The sequence below is a fragment of the Hymenobacter segetis genome (assembly GCF_038448715.1).
Classification (GTDB): domain Bacteria; phylum Bacteroidota; class Bacteroidia; order Cytophagales; family Hymenobacteraceae; genus Hymenobacter; species Hymenobacter segetis.
This window is the reverse complement of record NZ_JBCEVZ010000002.1, coordinates 234,106-255,658: the sequence shown is the minus strand read 5'-3', so window position 1 is coordinate 255,658 and position 21,553 is coordinate 234,106. Positions and strand designations below refer to the sequence as shown.

Annotated in this window: 19 protein-coding genes and 1 pseudogene; 11 read left to right on the top strand and 9 right to left on the bottom strand. The window is 59.1% G+C overall.

Features of this window, described 5'->3' with window-relative positions; all coding sequences use genetic code 11:
• The 3 genes and pseudogenes from AAFH49_RS02090 to tilS all read right to left on the bottom strand — a co-directional run.
• Window positions 1-229 (bottom strand): annotated as a pseudogene (locus AAFH49_RS02090) (STAS/SEC14 domain-containing protein); the annotation flags it as partial.
• A gap of 146 nt (window positions 230-375) precedes the next feature.
• The gene (gene mdh / locus AAFH49_RS02085; RefSeq protein WP_342295623.1) at window positions 376-1,320 is read right to left on the bottom strand and encodes a malate dehydrogenase; all 945 of its coding nucleotides are present in this window, start codon (window positions 1,318-1,320) and stop codon (window positions 376-378) included.
• A gap of 126 nt (window positions 1,321-1,446) precedes the next feature.
• Window positions 1,447-2,778 carry a tRNA lysidine(34) synthetase TilS gene (tilS, locus tag AAFH49_RS02080; RefSeq protein WP_342295622.1) on the bottom strand — a complete coding sequence of 444 codons (1,332 nt, stop codon included), beginning with the start codon at window positions 2,776-2,778 and terminating at the stop codon, window positions 1,447-1,449.
• Window positions 2,779-2,866: 88 nt separating this feature from the next.
• Here tilS and AAFH49_RS02075 point away from each other — a divergent pair, with 88 nt between their 5' ends.
• From AAFH49_RS02075 to AAFH49_RS02035, 10 genes are all read left to right on the top strand, one after another.
• Window positions 2,867-4,678, top strand: a complete 1,812-nt coding sequence (locus AAFH49_RS02075) for an OstA-like protein (RefSeq protein ID WP_342295621.1) — start codon at window positions 2,867-2,869, stop codon at window positions 4,676-4,678.
• Between the two features lie 105 nt (window positions 4,679-4,783).
• The gene (locus tag AAFH49_RS02070; RefSeq protein WP_342295620.1) at window positions 4,784-5,614 is read left to right on the top strand and encodes an outer membrane protein assembly factor BamD; all 831 of its coding nucleotides are present in this window, start codon (window positions 4,784-4,786) and stop codon (window positions 5,612-5,614) included.
• A gap of 19 nt (window positions 5,615-5,633) precedes the next feature.
• Entirely contained in the window at window positions 5,634-5,981 is a 348-nt protein-coding gene (locus AAFH49_RS02065) for a DNA-directed RNA polymerase subunit omega (protein ID WP_342295619.1), read from the top strand.
• Window positions 5,982-6,129: 148 nt separating this feature from the next.
• A complete protein-coding gene (locus AAFH49_RS22180) occupies window positions 6,130-6,723 on the top strand; it encodes a flavoprotein (protein WP_425293312.1) in 594 nt (197 codons plus the stop codon).
• A 138-nt stretch (window positions 6,724-6,861) separates the two neighbouring features.
• Window positions 6,862-7,512, top strand: coding sequence for a phosphopantothenoylcysteine decarboxylase domain-containing protein (locus tag AAFH49_RS22175; protein WP_425293311.1), 651 nt, complete (start codon window positions 6,862-6,864; stop codon window positions 7,510-7,512).
• Window positions 7,509-8,432, top strand: a complete 924-nt coding sequence (gene porD / locus AAFH49_RS02055) for a type IX secretion system protein PorD (protein WP_342295618.1) — start codon at window positions 7,509-7,511, stop codon at window positions 8,430-8,432. The genes AAFH49_RS22175 and porD overlap by 4 nt, the downstream gene beginning before the upstream one ends.
• An 89-nt stretch (window positions 8,433-8,521) precedes the next feature.
• A complete protein-coding gene (gene recN, locus AAFH49_RS02050) occupies window positions 8,522-10,207 on the top strand; it encodes a DNA repair protein RecN (RefSeq protein ID WP_342295617.1) in 1,686 nt (561 codons plus the stop codon).
• Window positions 10,208-10,282: 75 nt separating this feature from the next.
• On the top strand, window positions 10,283-11,116 hold the full coding sequence (locus AAFH49_RS02045) for an enoyl-ACP reductase FabI (protein WP_342295616.1): 834 nt from the start codon (window positions 10,283-10,285) through the stop codon (window positions 11,114-11,116).
• Between the two features lie 375 nt (window positions 11,117-11,491).
• Window positions 11,492-12,439, top strand: coding sequence for a pectinesterase family protein (locus AAFH49_RS02040; protein ID WP_342295615.1), 948 nt, complete (start codon window positions 11,492-11,494; stop codon window positions 12,437-12,439).
• 96 nt (window positions 12,440-12,535) lie between these two features.
• Entirely contained in the window at window positions 12,536-13,486 is a 951-nt protein-coding gene (locus AAFH49_RS02035; protein ID WP_342295614.1) for a pectinesterase family protein, read from the top strand.
• Between the two features lie 143 nt (window positions 13,487-13,629).
• Here the strand turns inward: AAFH49_RS02035 and AAFH49_RS02030 are convergent, their stop codons facing one another.
• Window positions 13,630-14,568, bottom strand: a complete 939-nt coding sequence (locus AAFH49_RS02030) for a D-2-hydroxyacid dehydrogenase (protein ID WP_342295612.1) — start codon at window positions 14,566-14,568, stop codon at window positions 13,630-13,632.
• Window positions 14,569-14,939: 371 nt separating this feature from the next.
• Here AAFH49_RS02030 and AAFH49_RS02025 point away from each other — a divergent pair, with 371 nt between their 5' ends.
• Window positions 14,940-15,977, top strand: a complete 1,038-nt coding sequence (locus AAFH49_RS02025; protein WP_342295611.1) for a hypothetical protein — start codon at window positions 14,940-14,942, stop codon at window positions 15,975-15,977.
• On the opposite strand, the gene AAFH49_RS02020 is transcribed toward AAFH49_RS02025, so the two are convergent.
• The 5 genes from AAFH49_RS02020 to AAFH49_RS02000 all read right to left on the bottom strand — a co-directional run bounded on the left by AAFH49_RS02020 (window position 15,967) and on the right by AAFH49_RS02000 (window position 20,968).
• Window positions 15,967-16,980: an ABC transporter ATP-binding protein gene (locus AAFH49_RS02020; protein WP_342295609.1), complete on the bottom strand. Its 1,014-nt coding sequence runs from the start codon at window positions 16,978-16,980 to the stop codon at window positions 15,967-15,969. The genes AAFH49_RS02025 and AAFH49_RS02020 overlap by 11 nt on opposite strands.
• A gap of 336 nt (window positions 16,981-17,316) precedes the next feature.
• Window positions 17,317-17,583 carry a barstar family protein gene (locus AAFH49_RS02015; RefSeq protein WP_342295608.1) on the bottom strand — a complete coding sequence of 89 codons (267 nt, stop codon included), beginning with the start codon at window positions 17,581-17,583 and terminating at the stop codon, window positions 17,317-17,319.
• Between the two features lie 128 nt (window positions 17,584-17,711).
• A complete protein-coding gene (locus tag AAFH49_RS02010; protein WP_342295607.1) occupies window positions 17,712-18,440 on the bottom strand; it encodes a hypothetical protein in 729 nt (242 codons plus the stop codon).
• A 249-nt stretch (window positions 18,441-18,689) separates the two neighbouring features.
• Window positions 18,690-20,504, bottom strand: coding sequence for an ABC transporter ATP-binding protein (locus tag AAFH49_RS02005; protein WP_342295604.1), 1,815 nt, complete (start codon window positions 20,502-20,504; stop codon window positions 18,690-18,692).
• 197 nt (window positions 20,505-20,701) lie between these two features.
• A complete protein-coding gene (locus tag AAFH49_RS02000; RefSeq protein WP_342295602.1) occupies window positions 20,702-20,968 on the bottom strand; it encodes a hypothetical protein in 267 nt (88 codons plus the stop codon).
• Window positions 20,969-21,553 lie beyond the last annotated feature (585 nt).

Below are 21,553 nucleotides of genomic sequence, written 5' to 3'. Positions count from 1 at the left end.
CCGCAATCCAGTCGTTGGCCGAACTCCATGAGCCGATGACTTCGCGGTTATCATTTAGCATGTGGGCGCACCGGTTTTCCCGCAGGAAATCGATGGTGGCCTGGCAGCCCTGGATAACTTTTTCGGTGGGCAGCACACCCGTCCAGTTGTTGTAAATCCATTGATTGGCCGCATCGAATTCGATGGTTAAGAACACCTTATCGAACGAATTGGTCAGGGATTTTTTCATGAAGGTAGTAAGGCAGGTGGGCAGGAATATTGCAAAGTAAGCAGATTAATTCACCATCTCACATTCAGGGCTGCGAAGAAAAGGATAGTCACAAAAAAAGGCCGATGCTATGCAGCATCGGCCTTTTTTACAACAATCAAAACTGTTTAAGCATGCTGAGCGCTGCTCATTTTGTCGAGCGCATCCATCACCTCTTTCACGTGGCCGCGCGAGGTTTCGAGCATGGCTTTCTCTTCGTCGTTGAGCTGGAGCTCAATCACGCGCTCCACGCCGTTTTTGCCGAGGATAACCGGGGCACCGAGGTACACGCCGTTGATGCCGTACTCGCCTTGCAGCTCCAGGCACACGGGGAACACGCGGCGCTGGTCGCGCACGATGGCCTCCACCATTTGAGCGGCGGCCGCGCCGGGCGCGTACCAGGCCGAAGTACCCATGAGCTTCACCAGCTCGCCGCCGCCCACGGCGGTGCGCTGCACGATGGCGTCAAGCTTCTCTTTGGAAATCAGTTCGGTAACCGGAATGCCGCCCACGGTGGTGTAGCGGGGCAGGGGCACCATGGTGTCGCCGTGGCCACCCATGAGCACGGCCTGAATGTCTTTTGGGCTCACGTTCAGCTCGGCGGCCAGGAAGGCGCGGTAGCGGGCCGTGTCGAGGATGCCGGCCATGCCGAATACCTTTTCGCGGGGCAGCTTGGCGGTGAGGTGGGCCTGGTAGGTCATCACGTCGAGCGGGTTGCTCACCACGATGATGATGGCGTTGGGCGAGTGGGCCACTACCTGCTCGGTCACCGATTTCACGATGCCAGCGTTGGTGGCAATCAGGTCGTCGCGGCTCATGCCGGGCTTGCGGGGCAGGCCCGAGGTAATTACCACCACGTCCGAACCAGCGGTACGGGCGTAGTCGTTGGTCACGCCCACGGTGCGCGAGTCGTAGCCGATAATCGGAGCTTTCTGCCAGATATCGAGGGCTTTGCCTTCGGCGATGCCTTCCTTAATGTCAACCAGAATAATTTCGTTGGCAATTTCACGGGTGGCGAGCACATCGGCGCAGGTTGCGCCCACGTTGCCGGCTCCGACTACGGTAACTTTCATAGAAAAAGAATTGGGGGGTTGGAGTTTCGCGGGTAAAAGTACGGACGGGCCGCCCAAGCTTTCGTGAAAAAAGGCAAGTTTTTACCCAAGATGAAGTTCAGCAGTTAAATCGATTGCCCGGAAAGCCTACATCCGCTGCACCGTCAGCACCCGCTCAGAGGTTTCTTCTACCTTAAACCGGTCATCGACGCGCCAGCCCACCACCCAGCAGATTTTGCCATCGGCCGAGGTGAGCACGCGCACGTCATCTTTCAGGTTCAAGGGCACTTTCTGGTCGATGAGGAAGTCGCTGAGCAGCTTTTTCCCCTTCATGCCCAGCGGCATAAACCAGTCGCCTTCCTGCCATTTGCGCAGCGTGAGTGGGAATTTGATTTTGTCGGCGTCTAGCGCGGCCGTGCTTTTCGAGCGGGGAATAACGAAGTGCCGGGCATCGTCGTGCAGCTCGGCTTTCAGGCGCATGCCATCAGCCAGCAGGTCGGTCTGGCCCGCCGCCAGCTGGAATGTGCCGAACTGCGTGAGCCGGCGCGGCGTGATAACCAGGTGCTCCCGGTCCTTTACCAGCCGGTGCGTGGGCGAATCAAACTTCCGGCCCGACTCGCCGCCGAAAGCCGCCACAATGTCCTTCACCACCAGCCACGAAAAGCCGAATGGCCGCAGAATCTCGTGCAGCACCAGCGCCGTGGCGGCTGTTTTTTGCAGCGTGCTGATGTTCAGATAAGTCACTTCGGCCTCGTCGCGCCGGGCTTGGGCGGAGGTTTCCTCCACGTAGCGGCGCACGATTTCTTCGGCCCCGCCCACGCGCTCGGCGGTGCCGTGCATGGTCTGGTCGAGGTTGGGGTTGATTTCGCGCAGCACGGGCAGCACCTCGTGGCGCAGCAGGTTGCGCTGGTACACGGGGCTGTCGTTGCTGTCGTCTTCGCGCCAGCGCAGGCCGCGCTCCACTAAGTATTCGTGCAGGTCGTCGCGGCTCAGGCCCAGCAGCGGCCTAATGATGTATCCGTTTTTCACCTGGATGCCGTGCAGGCCAGCCAGCCCGGTGCCGTGCGTGAGGTTCAGCAGCATGGTTTCGGCCTCGTCGCGCTGGTGGTGCGCCGTGGCGATGTAAGCCAGCCCCTGTACCTGCCGCACCTGCTCAAACCAGCGGTAGCGCAGGAAACGAGCCGCCATCTGGGTCGAAATGCCTTCCTGCTCGGCGTAGGCTTTGGTCTGGAAAAACTCGGCGAAGTAGGGGAGGCCGTACTGCTTGGCCAGCTTGCGCACGAATTGCTCGTCGGCGTCGGCATCTTCGCCCCGCAGGCCGAAGTGGCAGTGCGCCACTGCCACCTGTGCGCCCAGCTTGTGCAGCACGTCCAGCATCACCACCGAATCGAGCCCGCCGCTTACCGCGACCAGAATGGGGTCATTTTCGATGGAAAATAGATTGTTTTCTTCAATGAAGCGGCGAACGGATTCCAGCATGATGCAACGGGCGGCCCAATGGGCCAGTATGTACTACGGTGCAAAGATGGCCGTTAGCGCGGCCTCCGTCCGTACCTTTGCGCCCTCAATGGCCGTCTTTCGCGTTTTTTTACTTCTGTGCCTGCTGGTGCCACTGCTGGGGCAGGCCCAGCGCCCCACGCCGCCGGCCACCCGGCCGCCGCAGACTGCCCCGGCGGGTCCGCGTTCTGGGACCAGTCAGCCCACCCCCAAAGGCTCACCCATCAAGCTGCTCACGGCTGGCGAGCTGGTAGGCGGTGATTTCAACGGGGTAAAAATCCGCAAGTTGATTACCAATGTCAGCTTTCAGCAGGACGATGTATTTCTGTACTGCGATTCGGCCTACCAATACCTGGAGCGCAATCAGGTAGAGGCGTTTAGCAACGTGCGCGTGGTGCAGAGCGACACCATGACTATCACCGGCGACCACGGCTTTTACGACGGTGCCCTGCGCACGGCCCGCATGACCGGCAACGTGGTGATGCGCGACCCGCGCATGACCTTGACCACGCCCAGCCTCGACTACGACCTGAACCGCAAAACGGCCTCCTACACCGAAACCGGCCACCTCACCGACCCGCAGAACACCCTCGACAGCCAGCAGGGTTTCTACGATACGAATTCCAAGGTGTTCGTTTTCAAGCAGAACGTGCACCTTGTAACGCCCGATTCAGAGCTGAACAACGACACGCTGCGCTACAACACCGTCAGCAAAATCGCCTACTTCAACGGTCCCACGCGCATCAAAGGCAAGCAAGGGAATCTGTATGCCGAAGGCGGCAATTATAACACCAAAACCCGCGTTTCGGACTTCAAGAAAAAAGCCAAAATCGACACGCCCAACTACCTGCTGGGCGGCGACCAACTGGTGTATGACGAGGTGAAACAGTACGGCGTGGCGCGCGGCCACGTCTCGCTCACTTCCAAGAAGGACAACTTGGTGCTGCGCGGCGATGCCGGCAGGTACTGGCGCGCCTTGGGCCGCACCAAACTCTACGGCGGTCGGCCGGTGGTGCGCAACATCGGCAGCCAGAAAGACACGCTTTACATGGCGGCCGACACGCTTATTAGCATCGAGGCCCGGCCCGGCCAGACCACCACGCGCACCATCCTCTACGCCTTCCCGAAGGTGCAGATTTTCCGGGGTAACCTCCAGGGAATCTGCGACTCACTAACTTACGACCGCCAGGACAGCATCATCTATCTCAACCGCGACCCGGTGCTGTGGCAGGCCAAAAACCAGCTCACCGCCGACTCCATCCAGATTCGTTCGAAGCGCGGCAAGGTGGACGAGATGCGCCTCTATTCCAATGCGTTTGCCGTGAATCAGGACACGCTCCTGAACTTTAACCAAACCAAGGGCCGCAACATGATGGCCTACTTCCGCGACAACAAGATGCGCCGTGTGGACGTGCTCGGCAACGCCGAAAGCATCTTCTACGCCCTCGACGGCGATACCGCCACCACCGGTATGAACCGCGTGCTCTCGGCCAACATGCGCCTGTTATTTCTTGATAACAAGCTAAATAAAATCTCCGTCCTCTCCAATCCCGAGGCCAAATTCATCCCGCCCCACGAGCTCAAGCCCGACGACGAGCGCCTGAAAGGCTACCAGTGGCGCGCCAAGGAACGGCCCACCCGTCGCCAGGTGTTGGGCAAACAATTTGACGACCGCCCCAAAAAGAAAGTCGTGAAGAAGAAAGTGGTGAAGAAAAAAGCCACTCCCGCCACCAAGCGCACGACCAAACCGAAGGCTAAAACGCCCGCCAAAATCACCGGCCCCAAGTCCGCTGCCCCGGCCCAACCCACCAAGCCAGTCAATAAACCGACTATTTCCGCGCCGGCCAAGCCAGCGGCCGCGACCACTCCTGTGCGGCGCTAGCTGCAACCATTGGTCCCTCGCCGGGCCTCTTCCTGGCAGTCGGGCCAGCCCCAGCCGCCGTCCGGTTTGCCTCCGCCGGCTCAAATCGTTACCTTTGCACCCCTTATGCCGATTTCCCGCCTCACGGTTCTGTTTCTGCTCGTTAGTACGCTCATTCTGGGCTCCTGCGCCAGTGGCTACCAACGCCTGCTGAAAAGCACCGACGTCAATAAAAAGTACGAAGCCGCCGTCAAGTACTATGACAAAGGCGACTTTTTCCGGGCCGGTACGCTGCTCGAAGACCTCATTCCGCTGCTGAAAGGCCGCCCCGAGGCCGAAAAAGCCCAGTTCTACTTCGCCAATACCAACTACAAGCAGCGTAACTACGTGCTGAGCGCCTTCTATTTCAAGTCGTTTACCGATACGTATCCGAATTCGGAGTATTCCGAAGAAGCCGCGTACCTGCACGCCAAGTCGTTGTTCCTCGACTCGCCGAGCTACGAGCTGGACCAGACTAACACGATATCAGCCCTAGAATCCATTCAGGATTTTCTGAACCGCTACCCCGAAAGCAAGTTCAAGGCCGAAACCGAGAACATGTCGCAGGAGCTCCAGCGCAAGCTGGAAAATAAGGCTTTCGAAAGCGCCCGCCTTTATTATCAGCTGCGCTACAATCAGGCAGCGGTGGTGGCGCTCACCAACTTCCAACTTAACTTCCCGGCCTCGGCCTACGCCGAACAAGCTGCGTTCCTGCGCCTGAGCGCCCAATATGCCTGGGCTAAGGAAAGCATCGAATCGAAGCAGCGGGAACGTTATTTGGATGCGGTAAGCTTCTACCAACAGTTCCTCGACACGTATCCGAAGAGCAAGAGCCTGAAAGCCGCGCAGGATATGTACGATTTCAGCCAAGCCGAGATTGTTCGCCTGAAGGCCGTGCCCACGGCCGGCGCCAACTAATTTGTCACTAAATCAGCCCATGAAACCTAATCCCAACACCCCGTCGAGCTCCATCATCACGCGCAATGTGGCCGACATCACAGGCGACAACGGCAACGTGTACGAGGCCATTGCTGTGATTTCGAAGCGTGCCAACCAACTGTCGGTGAAGCTGAAAGAAGAGCTGAACGACCGCCTTGCCGAGTTTGCCTCCACGGTTGATAACCTGGAAGAAGTGTTCGAAAACCGCGAGCAAATCGAAGTTTCCAAGCAGTACGAGCGCATGCCCAAGCCCACCAGCCTGGCCATCGAGGAGTTCCTGCAAGGCAAAATCTACTACTCCACGCCCGCGCCCGAAGAAGTTCCGGTGCCCCGCGAGCTGTTCTAAACGAACGACGGTAGTTCAATACTAGAACGTCATGCTGAGCGCAGCCGAAGCATCTCTACCGCAGTAGCAATCCAATCGAAAGGATTTACTATCACGGTAGAGATGCTTCGGTTGCGCTCAGCATGACGTTTTTTGATTTTATTCGGTGATGCCTGAAAACAGCAATCAGCAATCAGCTTCCTCTCTTGCCGGTCGGCGCATCCTGCTGGGTGTCAGCGGCAGCATTGCTGCCTATAAAGCCGCCCCGCTCATGCGCCTGCTCATTAAAGCCGGGGCCGAAGTGCAGGTTATCCTCACCGAAGCCGCCACGGCTTTCGTGACGCCCCTCACGCTGGGCACCCTCTCCAAAAAGCCCGTCCTGACGGGCTTTTTGCGTGATGCGGCGGCTGGTGAATGGCACAACCACGTCGAGCTGGGCCTCTGGGCCGATGCCTTTCTGATTGCGCCCGCCAGCGCCAACACCATCGGCCAGCTGGCCAATGGCCTGTGCCCCAATTTGCTATGCGCCGTGTATTTGTCGGCCCGCTGCCCGGTTTTCCTCGCCCCGGCCATGGATTTGGATATGTTTGCCCACCCGGCCGTGACGCAGAACCTGGCGCGGTTACGCTCCTTCGGCAACCACGTTTTTGACTCGCCCAGCGGCGAGTTGGCCAGTGGCCTCAATGGTCAGGGCCGCATGCTGGAGCCCGAGGATATTGTGGCGGAATTGGAGCGGTATTTCAATAAAATCGGGGCTAAATGAACGTCATGCTGAGCGTAGCCGAAGCATCTCTACCGTGCAACTAATCATTTACGATTACAACGAAGCGGTAGAGATGCTTCGGCTGCGCTCAGCATGACGTTCTTTGGGTTCGTTTTTCCTCAATCCATTTAATAGTTGATGCACGTTCTCCTCACGGCCGGCCCTACCTACGAACCGCTCGACCCCGTCCGCTTCCTCGGCAACCGCTCGACGGGCAAAATGGGCTACGCGCTGGCCGAAGCCTTTGCCGCGCACGGCGCCGACGTGACGTTGGTGAGCGGCCCCAGCCACCTGCCGGACCCCGCTAGCCCGCGCATCCGCACGGTGCGGGTAGAAACGGCGGCGGAGATGTTTGCCGCAGCGGCTGAAGTAGCGGCAGAAGCCGACGTTTGGGTTTTTGCGGCGGCCGTGGCCGACTACCGGCCGGCCCACGTCGCGGTCGATAAAATCAAGAAATCGGGCGAAACGCTGACGCTGGAACTGGTGAAAAACGTAGACATTGCCGCCACGCTCGGCCAGCGCAAGCGGGCTGAACAATTTGCCGTCGGTTTTGCGTTGGAGACGACGAACGAGCTGGCCCACGCCCAGGACAAGCTGCGCCGAAAAAACTTCGACCTCATCGTGCTGAATTCCTTGCGTGATGCGGGCGCGGGCTTCGGCCACGACACCAATAAGGTGACCGTGCTGGATGCGGCCGGCCAAATCGTTAATTTTGAGTTGCAGTCCAAAGCCGATGTGGCCCGCGGGCTGGTTAGCCTGATTCTGGCCCGTCTGGCCCCTTCCTCATGATGCGAAAATTCCTTGCCGCGCTGCCCGTATTTGTCCTGCTACTGCTGGCCGGCCCCGCTGCCCGCGCCCAGGAGCTGCTGGCCGAAGTGCGTGTGTCGACCGAAAACGTTACGATTTCGGACCCCACCATCGTCACGCAGATGCAGAACGACATCCGCACCTTCCTCAACAACCGGGCGTGGACTACGCAGACCTACCGCCCCGAGGAACGAATCCGGCTGAAAATTTTTGTCGGCATCACGGCCATCCCGCAGAACGGTACTTACAATACCACCATGCGCCTGATTTCGACGCGCCCGGTGTACGGTACTGGCTACGAAACCAACGTGGTGAGCATCGTCGACCGCAATTTCAACTTCAATTACTCGCCGCAGAATCCGCTGGATTTTTCGCCCAACAGCTTCGTTTCCAACCTGTCGTCGCTGCTGGGGTATTATGCCTACCTCGTTATCGGGATTGACCGCGACACGTATGCCCGGCTGGGCGGCACACCGTACTATGAGCTGGCCCGCAATGTGGTCAACTACTCGGCCAACCAGACGCAGACCAACGAAACCGACGAAGGCTGGCGCGGCAGCGGCTCGCGCGAGCGCCACTTCATCCTCGACAATCTGACCGACCCGCAGCTCGAAGCTTTCCGCACGGGGCTCTACGGCTACTACCGCCAGGGAATGGACATCTTCATCGAAAAGCCTGAAGAAGCCCGCACCTCGGTGATGGCGGCCCTAACCGGTGTGCAGAAAGCCGCCCTCACGCGCCCGGGGACCTTATTTGCCCGCGCTTTTTTCGATGCGAAGTCGGATGAAATCGCCAATATTTTCCGCACTAGTCAGGACCAGCAGCAGAAGCAGCAGCTCGTGACCATGCTCACGGAAGTAGACCCGACGAATTCGGCAAAATATCAAACGGTACTGAAGTAAATTATGAATTATAAATTGTGAATTATGAGTTGCCATTAGGGTGATTCTCTAATTCATAATTCATAATTCAACATTCATAATTAACTATAATGTTAGTCGATTTACGGATTAATAACTACGCGCTGATTGAGCAGCTGGAGCTGCGTCCGTCGCCATTGTTGAACATTATTACGGGTGAAACCGGAGCTGGTAAATCCATTATGCTGGGCGCTATTGGCCTGCTGCTGGGCAACCGGGCTGATTCGCGGATGCTCTTTGATACCGAACGCAAATGCGTGATTGAAGGGCAATTTGATATTGCCAATTACCAATTGCAGGATATTTTCGAGGCCGAGGATTTGGACTACGACACGCACTGCATTTTGCGGCGTGAAATCAGCCCGAATGGCAAGTCGCGCGCTTTTGTAAACGACACGCCGGTAACGCTGGAAGCCCTGCGAAAAATTGGCGCTAATTTGATGGATATTCACTCGCAGCACGACACGCTGCTGCTGGGTGATGGGGTTTTTCAATTGAATCTGCTGGATTTGTATGCCGGGCTGGTGCCGCAGCGCACCATGTACAGCCACGCTTTTCGGCAGTACCGCAAGCTCGAAACTGATTTGCAGGCGTTGGAAAGCCAGGCGGCCCAGGCCAGCAAGGAGCTGGACTACAATAGTTTCTTGCTGAATGAGCTGGAAGAAGCCCGCCTCGATACCGAAGACCAGGAGGCGCTGGAGCAGGAAATAAAACAGCTGGAGCACGCCGAGGAAATCAAATACAAGCTGAGCCAGACGCTGCACGGCCTACGCGACAGCGAAACCTGCGCCACTGGCAACCTCAAGGAAGCCGTGGGCCTGCTGGGGCAGGTGGCGAGCTACGCCGATAACTTCAAGGAGCTGCGCGAGCGCCTCAACAGCTGCCTGATTGAGTTGCACGACATTGCCGACGAGGTGGAAACCGCCGAGCGCCGCACCGAGGGCGACCCCGCCCGTGCCGAGGAGCTGCAAGACCGCCTGAATGTGCTTTACACTCTCCAACGCAAGCACCAGGCCCGTGACTTGTCTGCACTCATAGAGGTGCGCGACAGCCTGCGCCAGAAAGTAAGCTCGGTGCTGAGCCTGGACAAGGAAATTGCCCGCTTGCGTAAGGATTCGGATGCCGCGCTGGCTGCTGTTACGAAGCAGGGGAATAAGCTCTCGGAAAGCCGGCGCAAGTCGTTTCCGCATTTTGAGAAGCAGCTGGGGCTGCTGCTGGCCGATTTGGGCATGCCGCACGCCCGCATTGTGGTGCAGCACAGTACCGGCACGCCGGCCACCAGCGGCATCGACGTGGTGAGCATTCTTTTCACCGCCAACAAGGGCGCGCAACCCCAGACGCTAAGCAAGGCGGCCTCGGGTGGCGAGTTTTCGCGCCTTATGCTGTGCATTAAGTACATGCTGGCCGATAAGACGGCTTTGCCCACGATTGTATTCGACGAGATTGACACCGGTATTTCGGGCGAAATTGCGGTGAAAGTGGGGCGCATGATGCAGCAGATGGCCCAGAAGCACCAGCTCGTGGCTATTTCGCACCTGCCGCAGATGGCGGCGGCCGGCGACGTGCATTACTTCGTGTACAAGGAAGACCGCGCCGACCGCACTGTGAGTCGCATTCGTGAACTGAACCAGGACGACCGCATCAAGGAAATCGCGCACATGATTGCGGGGGCTAAGCCCAGCGAAAACGCCTTCCAGAGCGCCCGCGAACTGCTGGCACTGCGGGGCGAAGTAGTAAATGAGCAAGTGAGTAAATGAGTAACTTGCCGCCCAAATCAGACTGGGCGCGAGTAGCGGCTCATTTACTCACTTACCCATTTACTCATTTACTCAATGGCTAACAACCTCCTCGCCGGCAAAGTCGGCATCATTTCCGGCGCGCTCAACGAACATTCCATTGCCTGGAAAGTGGCCCAGCGGGCACACGCCGAAGGCGCCCGCTTCGTGCTCACCAACGCGCCGCTGGCCATGCGGATGGGCGAAATCAACAAGCTGAGCGAGGAGTGCAACGCGCCCATCATCCCGGCCGATGCGACGTCGACGGAGGAGCTGGAGGCGCTGTTTTCGGGGGCGCAGGAGAAGCTGGGCGGCAAGATTGACTTCGTGCTGCACAGCATTGGCATGAGCGCCAACATCCGCAAAAAGAAGCACTACGGCGAGCTGGACTACAAATTCTTCCAGCAGACGATTGACGTGTCGGCTATGTCGTTTCATAAGATGATGGCCGTGGCCGAGAAGCAGGATGCCATGAACGAGTGGGGCAGCATCGTGGCCCTGAGCTACATCGCCTCGCAGCGCGCCTTCCTCGACTACACCGACATGACGCAGGCCAAGGCCATGCTCGAAAGCATTGCCCGCAGCTACGGCCAGCGTTTCGGCAAGCTGAAAAAAGTGCGCGTGAACACGGTATCGCAGTCGCCCACCAAAACCACGGCTGGCACCGGCATCACGGGTTTCGATGCCTTCTACAACTTCGCCGACATGATGTCGCCGCTGGGCAATGCCCCGGCCGAAGCCTGCGCCGACTACTGCATCTCGCTGTTTTCGGACCTCACGCGCTACGTGACCATGCAGAACCTGATGCACGACGGCGGCTTCAGCACCACCGGCATCTCGGCCGAGATTGTGGACATGATGACCAAAGCGGCCGGCGTTTCGCAGGAATAAGCGCGGCGAATGGTTGAAATAAGAAAGCCCGGCCGGTTGGTCGGGCTTTTTGCGTTTGATGAGTGGGCGCTGGCAACAAGTCGTGGATAAGCCCCGGCAAGTCGTGGATGAAGCCCGGCAAGTCGTGGATAAGCCCTGGCAAATCGTGGATAAGGTCCGGCAAATCGTGGATAAGCCCCGGCAAGTGGTGGAACAGCTTTGGCAAGTGCCGGAACGTCGCTGGCAAGGCATGGAGTATCGGCGGCAAGCATCCGAATACCACCGACAAGGACTCGAACGCCATCGACAAGCCAGTGGCCCGGCATCGATTGCGCAGAAAAACCGTGCTTTCGGCGCAGCCAGCCGCTAGGTTTGCGGCATATTAAGGGCTGAATTATGAAGAATCTATTGCTGCTGGTGTTGCTGAGTTTCGGCGGGCTAGGCCGGGCCTGGGGCTACGATTTCGTGGTGGCGGCCGACGGTAGCGGCCGGTTTCGCACGGTGCAGGCGGCCTTCGATGCGGTGCCCGATTTCCGGAAGAAAGTCACCACCATCTTCATCAAGAAGGGTATTTATAAGGAGAAGCTGGTACTGGCTGGCTCGAAGCAGCTAGTGAAGCTCATTGGCGAGGACCGGGATTTGACCATCCTGACCTACGACGACTACAACCAGAAGAAGAATATTTTTGGGGAAGACAAGGGCACGTCGGGCTCGGCAAGCTGCTATATCTACGGGGCTGATTTTTCGGCGGAGAACCTCACGTTTCAGAACTCGTCGGGGCCGGTGGGGCAGGCGGTGGCCGTGTGGGTCGATGGCGACAAGGCGGCGTTTGTGAACTGCCGGTTTCTGGGGTTTCAGGACACGCTGTACACGTATGGGCGCGGTAGCCGGCAGTTTTACAAGGGCTGCTACATCGAAGGCACGGTGGATTTCATCTTCGGCTCCAGCACGGCGTGGTTCGAGAACTGCGAGATTTTCTGCAAGCGCGGCGGCTACGTCACGGCGGGCAGCACGCCCGACACGGCGCGGTTCGGCTACGTGTTCAGCCACTGCCGCATAACCGGCGATGCGCCGGCGGGTAGCTTTGGGCTGGGCCGGCCCTGGCGGCCCTACGCCAAAACCGTGTACCTGAACTGCGAGTTGGGGGCCATGATTCGACCCGAAGGCTGGGACTTCTGGGACAAGGAATCGAACAAGAAAACCGCCTACTACGCCGAGTATAAGTCGAGCGGGCCGGGAGCCGCGCCGAAGCAACGAGTGCCGTGGTCGCACCAGCTTACGGACGCGGAAGCCCGGATTTATACCCGCGACAATGTGCTGCACGGCTGGCAGCCGGCGGAGTAATGTAGCGCGGACTTTGTAGTCCGCGTCCCCGTGCCGTTCGGATATTATTCAGATTTCCGCGGCGGACGCGGACTACAAAGTCCGCGCTACATTTCTATGAAACTTCTGCTTCTCTTGCTGCTGGCCGCCGCCCCAGCCTTTGCCCAAACGCCCGCCGGCCCCATCACCGTGGCCCAGGACGGCACCGGCACCTACCGCACCGTGCAGGCCGCCGTGGATGCCGTGCCCAACCAGTCGCAAAAATTGGTGACCATCCGCATCAAGCCCGGCACCTACCGCGAAAAGCTGGTGGTAAACACGCTCAAAACCCACATAAAACTGGTTGGTGAAAATCCCGAAACCACCATCCTCACATTCAACGACCACACCGGCGACGCGGGCGGGCACAATACCTATACCTCGTACTCGGCGCTGGTGCAGGCCAACGACTTCGCGGCCGAAAACCTCACCTTCGAAAACAACGCTGGCTACACCGCCGGGCAGGCCGTGGCCCTACACGTGGAGGGCGACCGCTGCACGTTTAAAAACTGCCGCGTGGTGGGCAATCAGGACATCCTGTTCCTGGCCGCCGGCCACACCCGCCAGTATTTCCAGGACTGCTACCTCGAAGGCACCACGGATTTCATCTTCGGGGCCAGCACGGCCGTATTCGACCACTGCGTTATCAAAAGCAAAAAAAGCTCGTTCATCACGGCCGCGTCCACGCCCGAGCAGCAGCCCTTCGGCTTCGTGTTTCTGAGCTGCAAGCTGACCGCCGACACGGCGTTGGCCAAAAAAGTGCACCTCGGCCGGCCCTGGCGGCCCAATGCCAAAGTGGTGTATCTGAACACCGAAATGGGCGGCCACATCGTGCCCGCCGGCTGGGACAACTGGAAGAATCCGGCCAATGAAAAGACGGCTTATTTCGCCGAATACCGCTCCACCGGGCCGGGCGCTAACCCGGCGGGGCGGGTGCCGTGGTCGCACCAGCTCACGGCGAAGGAGGCGAAGGGCTACACGCTGAAGGCGATTTTTGCGGCGGAGGTGCCGTGGGTGCCGGGGAAGTAGCGGATTGGCGGGGCTCCGGCTGTCATCCTGAGCGGAGCGAAGGACCTTATCACCGAAAAACGGTTTGCAGTAATCCAATCGGAGCAAGCGTGAGAAGGTCCTTCGCTGCGCTCAGGATGACAGCCGGAATCCCACCACCCCACCTAGTACCCCCGGCTCAAATCCACCAGATTCTCCAGCGGCTGGCCGTTGCGCAGCCGTTCCAGATTGCGCAGCAGCACGTCGACTTTGCTTTCGTCTTCATTATGCTGGCCGCCGCCGGTGTGCTGGGTGAGCAGCACGTTGGGCAGGGTCCAGAGTGGGTTATCAGCTGGCAGGGGCTCGATGGCGGTTACGTCGAGCACGGCCCCGCCGAGGTAGCCGGCTTGCAGCAGGCGGATGAGGGCGGGCTCGTCGGTGGTGTTGCCGCGGCCCACGCTGGCGTAGATGCTGCCGGGGCGCATGGCCGCTACCAAATCGGCGGAGAAAAAGCCCTCGGCGCTGCCAGGCAGGGTATTTATCACGATGTCGGTTTCGGGCAGGGCGGCTTTCAGGTCTTCTTTGGAATGGAGCTGGGCCTCGGGGTGGGTGCGGGCCAGCAGCTGCACGGGGCACTCGAAGCCGCTGAGCTGCTGGCGCACGGCCAGCGCAATGGCCCCCGCGCCCAGCACTACCACGCGCTTGCCGCGCAGCAGGCCGGCGCGGTTGCGCACATAGGCCCCGCCCACCCATTTGCGTTCGGCTTGGAGCACGGCCAGCTCGCCCAGGTGGCGGTAGAGGGCCAGCAGGCCACCCACCATGGTTTCGGCGCAGGGCCAGGCGAAGAAGTCGCCCATGTTGGCCACGGGCAGCGTGAGGTGCAGGTGGCGGTAGCGCTCGAAGCCGGCCGAATCAATCTGCCAGAAGCGCAACCGGGGCGAGGGGCCGGCCGCCAGCCACACGGGCGGTGGGTTGCCGAGCAGCACCTCGGCTTCCTGGAAAGCCGGGAACTGGTCTTCGGGGGCTAAGTCGTGGCTGAAAGTAACTTCTACGTCGGCGGGGAGCTGCTGCTGAAGGTAGGCGCGGGCCGAGGCGCTGAGGGGCGAATAAACGAAAAGATGCATGGGGGAGCAGCCGGTACGGCCGCAGGGAGTTGGCAAGCGTGAGTGCCTGAAACGGAATAATGGACAAAGTTGCTGCCCGGACGGCGTACTTTTTATGAAGAAATGGTCCGAGTGAAGGCGGTTGAGGGTATGCCCGGGCCGGCCTTCGTACCCGGCTGGCCCTGGAGCCTGATGCCCCCGCGCCACGAAGTAGCTGCCGTTGCGCCCCAGGCAGAAACTGCTTTGAAGTAGCTGATGAATGGATACGGGGCCGGTGATGTGCTAAAAAAGCCGTTTCTTGCGCGCCCAAATTCCTGCTCTTTGGGGCAATTGCGGCGGCTGGCCTCGTGGGGCGGGCCATCGCAACGGCCCTTGCTACTTACTTCTCTTCTGTGATTCAAACGCTACGTAAGCTGCTGGTGGTGGCCGTGGTGGGCCTGCTGCCGGGCCTGCCCGTTCCTGCCGGGGCTCAGGGGCAGCCCGCTCGCCCATCGGCGGTGGCCCCGCCCGTCAAGACTATTCTGTTCGTCGGCAACAGCTTTTTTCACGGCAAGTACCAGCCCGTGCTGGCCTACAACGCCGCCCACGTCACCGACGAAAACTACGGCCTGCCCGCCACCGACCCGCGCTGCGAAACCACCACCGGCGAGCCCGTGGTATGGGGCGGCATTCCCGGCATCTTCCAGCAATTCACCGAGGAAGCCGGCCTGAATTACGAAGTTCATTTCGAGGAAATCAACGCCCGGCCGCTGCAATACCACTACGAGCACGCGCTCAGCATCATTCAGCAGCCGCGCTGGAACACGGTAGTGCTCCAGGAGCACAGCCAGTGGGCGCTGCCCCCGCGCCACGGCGGCCACCCCGAGCTGTTCCGCGACTACGCCACCCGGCTGGAGCGGGCCGTGCACACGGCCAGCCCCGCCGCCAGCGTGTTCCTGTTCCAGACCTGGCCCCGCGCCGACCTGACTTACCAGGCCGGCAAGCCCTTCAGCGGCCTGCCCATCGACTCGATGGCCCAGGAGCTGCACGCTTCCTACTATGGCCTGCTGGCCCAGAACCCGGGCTTCAAGGGCATTGCGCCGGCCGGCGATGCCTGGCTACGCGCCGTGCAAACCGGCCTCGCCCAGCGCAACCCCTACGCCCCCGAGCCCGGTAAGGTCGACCTCTGGGCCGAAGACCACTACCACCCCAGCAACTGGGGGGCCTACCTCACGGCCTGCGTGCTGTTTGGCGAAATCACCGGCCACGACCCCCGCGCCCTCGGCGGGGCCGAGCAGGCCGCCGCCGCCCTCGGCATCAGCCCGGCCGAGGCCGTGGCCCTGCAGCGCGTGGCCGCCGAGCAGATAAGCGCCGCCCGGCCCGGGGCTTTCGCCGAAAAGCCGATGAGCCCGAAAAAGCCCGCCGCCCGCAAGGGCAAGGTTAAGCTGTGACGCGCCCGGCGGGGGGCAGCAGCGGAATGCTCCAGCCCGCCCCCGTGGCTACCGAAATGCTTGTGGCATTGCCGGGCCGCAGTTCCGTTGTGGCAACGCGCACCCGGACGCTTTGCGCTGCCAGGGCCACTTCCACTTCGTAGTAGCTGCCCAAAAACCGCACGGCCTGCACCGTGCCGCTGGCTCCGGCCGCAGCCGCTGGCTCCAGCCGCAACTGCTCGGGGCGCACCAGCAGCGCGGTGTCTTTTTTGAAGCGTCGGCCCGGCAGCAGCGCCCGCCGGTCGGCCCCGCGCACCAGGTTGTAGTCGCCGAATAGCGCGGCCGTGGCCTCATCCACCGGCTGGTGGTAGAGGTGCGCGGGAGTGCCCTGCTGCACCAGCCGGCCCCGGTGCAGCACCAGAATTTCATCGGCCCAAGGCAGCACGTCGGTGGCATCATGCGACACGAGGAGGCAGGTGATGCTCAGGCGGGTGCCCAACTCTTCGATAATGCTCTGCAAAATGCGCTTGTGGGTGCGGTCGAGGTTGGAGAACGGCTCATCGAGGAGCAGCAGTTGGGGCGCGCCCAGTAGCAGCCGGGCCAGCGCCACCCGCTGCTGCTCGCCGCCGGAGAGCTGGTCGGTGCGGCGCGGCATGAGGTGGGCAATGCGGCACAGCTCATACACGGCCTGGGCTTCGGCTTCGGGGCGCTTGTTGGCGTAGCGCAGCACCTGCTCGACGCGCAGGAACTGCGGCAAATCGGACTTTTGGGAGAGGTAGGCCACGCCGGGGTGGCCGGGCACCAATACATCCTGCGGGCCGCGCACGCGGCTGCCGTTGGCGTGCACCGTGCCGGTGCTGGGCTGGATGAGGCCGGCTACCATTTGCAGCAGGGTGCTTTTGCCGGCTCCGCTTTCGCCGGCCAGTGCCAGCTTCTGCCCTGCTTTCTGGGTGAAGCTAATGGGGTGGAGGGCAGTGAAGCCGTTTTCGGTAAGGCTGAGGTTGGTGACGGTGAGAATGTCCATGCGCCGGCAAAGAACGGGGCTGGGGCAGGTTGCAGGCGGGTCGCACCGGGGTGAGATGTGCAAAACACGCCGAATTGCTAAAACATGGCAAACACGCGCAACATGGCAAACACGTAAAACAGGGCCTATGCAGCGGTTTGCGGGGCCTATGGAGCGGTTCGCGGGCCGTATAAATGAGTTCGCAGGGCCTATGGGGCGATTTGCGGGGTGTATGCAGCGATTTGCGGGGTGTATGGGGCGATTTGCGGGGTGTATGAGCGGGTTCGCGGGGTGTATAAACGGGTTTGCGGGCTATTACAATAGCTTCGCGGGGTGTGACGACGGTTTCGCGGCCTCTTATGGAGCGAGCAGGAGTTGCTTGCCGGGCTTTTCGTGGGGGTAGTTGGCGATGATGTCGCGCAGGATGGCCATGTCGTGGGGGCAGGTCTGGGCGAAAGCTTGCCAGTGCTGCAACACCACGATATCCGGCATTTCGACCACGGCGATGATGGCATCCCAGAAAGCGTCCCAGCTCACGCCGTACCAGTCGGGAAAGCCCAGCTGGCTTTTCATCGTCTGGTGAAAAGCCGCTTTGGTGTCGATGCTGGTTAGGTCAATGGTCATTGGGGCTATTGCCGTTTGCTGGCGTGCGTCTCTGACGCGTGCCGACTGGGTTCGAATTAGAATTACGGCAAACTAAGTCGTTCTACGCCCGAGTCAGAGAATCTAATTCAGTTGGCAATGCATCGGCACTATCTCTTCACCAGAGGTAGTTCAGCTTCCTGAACCACCAGCGTATCGCCAGCGGCGATACGGGGGGGGAGGGTAGTGTTCAACACGTTGAACAGATTGCCTCCAATCCCGCATCTTCCGCCGCTTACGGTCGCTGAAAAATAGAAAAACATGAGGGCGAGGCTAGCCTTTTCGCCACGTAGATTGAGCACATACACTGGCTTGAAATCACATTGTGTCCCAAAGCCAGTGGATGGGGGTAGTGCGGTGCATGTATAGACTGGCGAAACGCCTTGAATGTCGTGCGTAATATTGTCGCATTTACTGGAACTACTGGACGGAGAAATAGCTGACTTCGGGTTCTTCGATGTTAGTACCGCTCTTGCATTGGTGAGGCCAGAAAATGTCACGAGTACACTGGAGCTCGGGGGAAAGCCACTCGTTGGAGCAGTAGTATTGAGAATGGCATCCGAAGGGCTGGTGAAAATTAGTTCAGCTGCCCGAAATGGCGGAATAACCCCCCATGCTATGGGCAATCCGGCATATTGACGCTCGAAATATCGACGAATTATCACATCGTTTTGTATTTCACCAGCCTGGGTAAACATACGTATTGGTCCGGGCTCTGGCGTAGCGGAGATAGTATAAGTGCCAGTTGCATCAAACTTAGGCGTCTCTTCAGACTTGCTTTTGCTGCAACCAACAAGTGTAATTAGTCCTAAAGCCAGTGGGTAGAAGTAGTGTTTCATTGAAAGGTGATTTAGGAAAGCAGCAAATATACTGGAGTCACCCAAGTGGCGCGAACCCAATTCAGGCTAAGTTTCACCATTATCTACAGGGAAGGCATTGTAGCAGAAAACAACGTTCACATGGTATCAGGTACCGCTATTGGAGTAGTGGAGACACGGAGACCACAGATGAATCAAACAAAGTGCGTTCTAACAAAAGGATTTGATTGACAAGTAGAAACCGCGTGTAGAATTGGAAACAAAGATGCCTCACGAAGCGGTATCCAGTACGTCGTCCCCGTCATCGGCCATGGTCTTGGCCAGCTTCTCGATATTTAAGCTGCGGGCCGAGGCGTCGAAAATCTCGCGGTAGGTGCCTTTCAGGTCGTAGAGCTCGTCGTGGGTGCCGCTTTCCACCATGTGGCCTTTTTTCATGACGTAGATGCAATCCGAGTCCACGATTTGGGCGAGGCTGTGGGAGATGATGACCACCGTGCGGCCCTGCTTGATGGCATCGAGCGAGTTTTTGATTTGCTCGGTGGCGATGGCATCGAGGCTGGCGGTGGGCTCGTCGAGGAAGATGATGGGCGGGTTTTTGAGGAAGAGCCGGGCGATGGCGATGCGCTGCTGCTGGCCGCCACTGAGCTGCTGGGCATCGGACTCGTACTGGCGCGGCAGGTCCAGAATCTGGTCGTGCAGGTAGGCTTGCTTGGCGGCGGCTTCAATCTGGGCCTGGGTGGCGGTGAAGTCGCCGTAGCGGATGTTTTCTTCGATGGTGCCCTTGAAAATGTGGTTTTTCTGGAGCACCAGGCCGATTTCCTGGCGCAGGGCGAAGGTGTCGTACTGGGCCAGCGGGTGGCCGTCGAGGAGGATTTCGCCGCTGTCGGGGCGGTAGAACTGGCAGAGCAGGTTGATGATGGTGCTTTTGCCCGCCCCGCTGAGGCCCACCAGCGCGGTGGTTTTGCCGGCCTGAATGGTCAGGCTCACGTCGTGCAGGGCAGCCGTGCCGCTGGGGTAGGTGAAGTTGACGTTGCGCAACTCGAACTGGCCGCGCAGGTTGTCGCCGGGTTCGAGCTGGCCGGGGCGCTCGCGCTGGTCGTCGGCGTCGAGGATGGCGAAGAAGCCTTCGGAGTAGGTGAGGGCCTCGTTCATCTCGTCGTAGATGCGGTGGAGCTGCCGGATGGGCGCCGACACGTTGTTGAACAGCAGGATGTGGAACATGATGGCCCCGATGGAAATCTGGCGGCCGAGCACGAGGTAGGCCGTGAGCACGATGATGGCCACCACGCCAATCTGCTCGACGAAGGTTTTGAGGCCGTCGAAGCGGAAGTTGGTTTTGCGGGTCAGGAGCTGGGCCCCTTCGAGGCGGCTTTGCACGGCGGCCTGCTTCTGGCCTTCGTACTGCTCGCGCACGAAGCTTTTGATGACCACAATGCTGTCGATGATGCTGATGAGGCCGTGGTTTTTCTCCTCGCGCAGGCGCTGGAGGCCCCGCCGCACGCCCTGCAACTTCTCGGCCTGCGCGTAGCTGAGCCAGAAATAGACCGGCAGCACGGCCAGCGCCACCAGCCCCACCCACTTGTTATTGAGGAAAATGACCACCAGCGCCACAATGGCGTTGGCGAAGAGCGGCATGATGTCGATAAAGAAGTTTTGCACCAGCTTCATGAGGCTCTCCACGCCCCGGTCGATGCGGGTCTGGAGCTTGCCGGTCTGGTTGCCGTCGTCGGAGAAAAAGCCGAGCTGGTAGCTCAGAATCTTGCTCACGGCCGTCTGGGCCAGCACGCCGGAAATCTGGATGCGGATTTTCTCGCCGTAGTATTTCTGCCCGAACTGGATGAAGGTGTTGATGATTTCCTTGCCCAGCAGCAGCCCGCTCACCCAGGCCAGCAGCGTCCAGCCCTCGGCCAGGCCCTGGCCCTTGTCCAGCATACCCTGCACGGTGTCCACGGTATAGCGCAGCACGAAAGGGTTGACCTGCGCGGCCAGCGAGCCCACCAGCGTGAGCAGCAGCGTGGCAATGACCAGGCGGCGGTAGGGCCGCACAAATGGCAGCAGGCGTTGGATAATCTGCCAGAGGCTCATCTAATCGGGGCTAAGGGGAGCCGGTTAGACGGGCGGGGCGGGGGTGGGGTTGGGCTCTTCTACTTTCTTTCCTCTACGTCCCAGCCATCATATGATTTAATGCCGCACTGAATTGCCAAGCCATCAAAAGCAAGATTGCGCCTGTGAATATTCGTGCAATGAAAAAGCTTGTCCAATAATTTGATTTAACGGATTGCTTAAAGCCGAATAAGAAAAATAATGATTCCAGCTATTACTAATGCATGGATTGCTGCCGTTTTATAATCTTTATTCAGGGTAAATACAAAAAAGAATATTGTATTGATAATAAGTCCTGCTACGATAACTGCGAGCATGTAAACGGCTAATCCATAGGAGCTGCTATTTTGTTGAGTTGAGAGTAGGTATATGATAAATGCAGCAAATCCATTAAATAAAAATGGCGTGAGGTATTTAAGTTGGATTGTGTCATTAGTGTCTGCCATAAGTTTAATTGATGAAATGAGAAATATTCTGCATGAGCATTGGCTTGTTGCGTAAGTATATGTCAGATACTTTGAATAATATTCTAAATTGAAGCAGCCGCTCGTAAAGCGGCCACTAGAACAGCAATATGGCCCAAAGCCGCCATAGCCGGCACGAGTTACGTTGCGTTAAACCCGCGCCAGCGAAGGTCAATCCAAACCAGTTCACCTCAAAGACCAACCAGTTGCCCCAAAAGCCGAACTGACTGCCCTTTTAGCCGAACTCACTTCCCTCGAAGGGCAACCAGTTCGGCTCCGACCCCAACCAGTTGCCTTCCGAGGGTAACTCACTGCCTTCAGCGGGCAACTGGTTCCGCTTTCAAGGCAACTGGTTTGAGTATGACCTCAACTAGTTGGACTTCGCGGGCAACTGTTTCAGATTCTCAGCTGCTGCTGAAACGCAGGCTGCTGCTCTGGCCGAGGCGCTAAACTCGCACCAATAGGGTTCACGAATGCAGAATTTACGCGGAATGTAAAGTGTTGAATATTCAACAAATAATTAATTGAGTGCTAATTATTGGCGAGTGAGAATTGTCAATCAGCAGA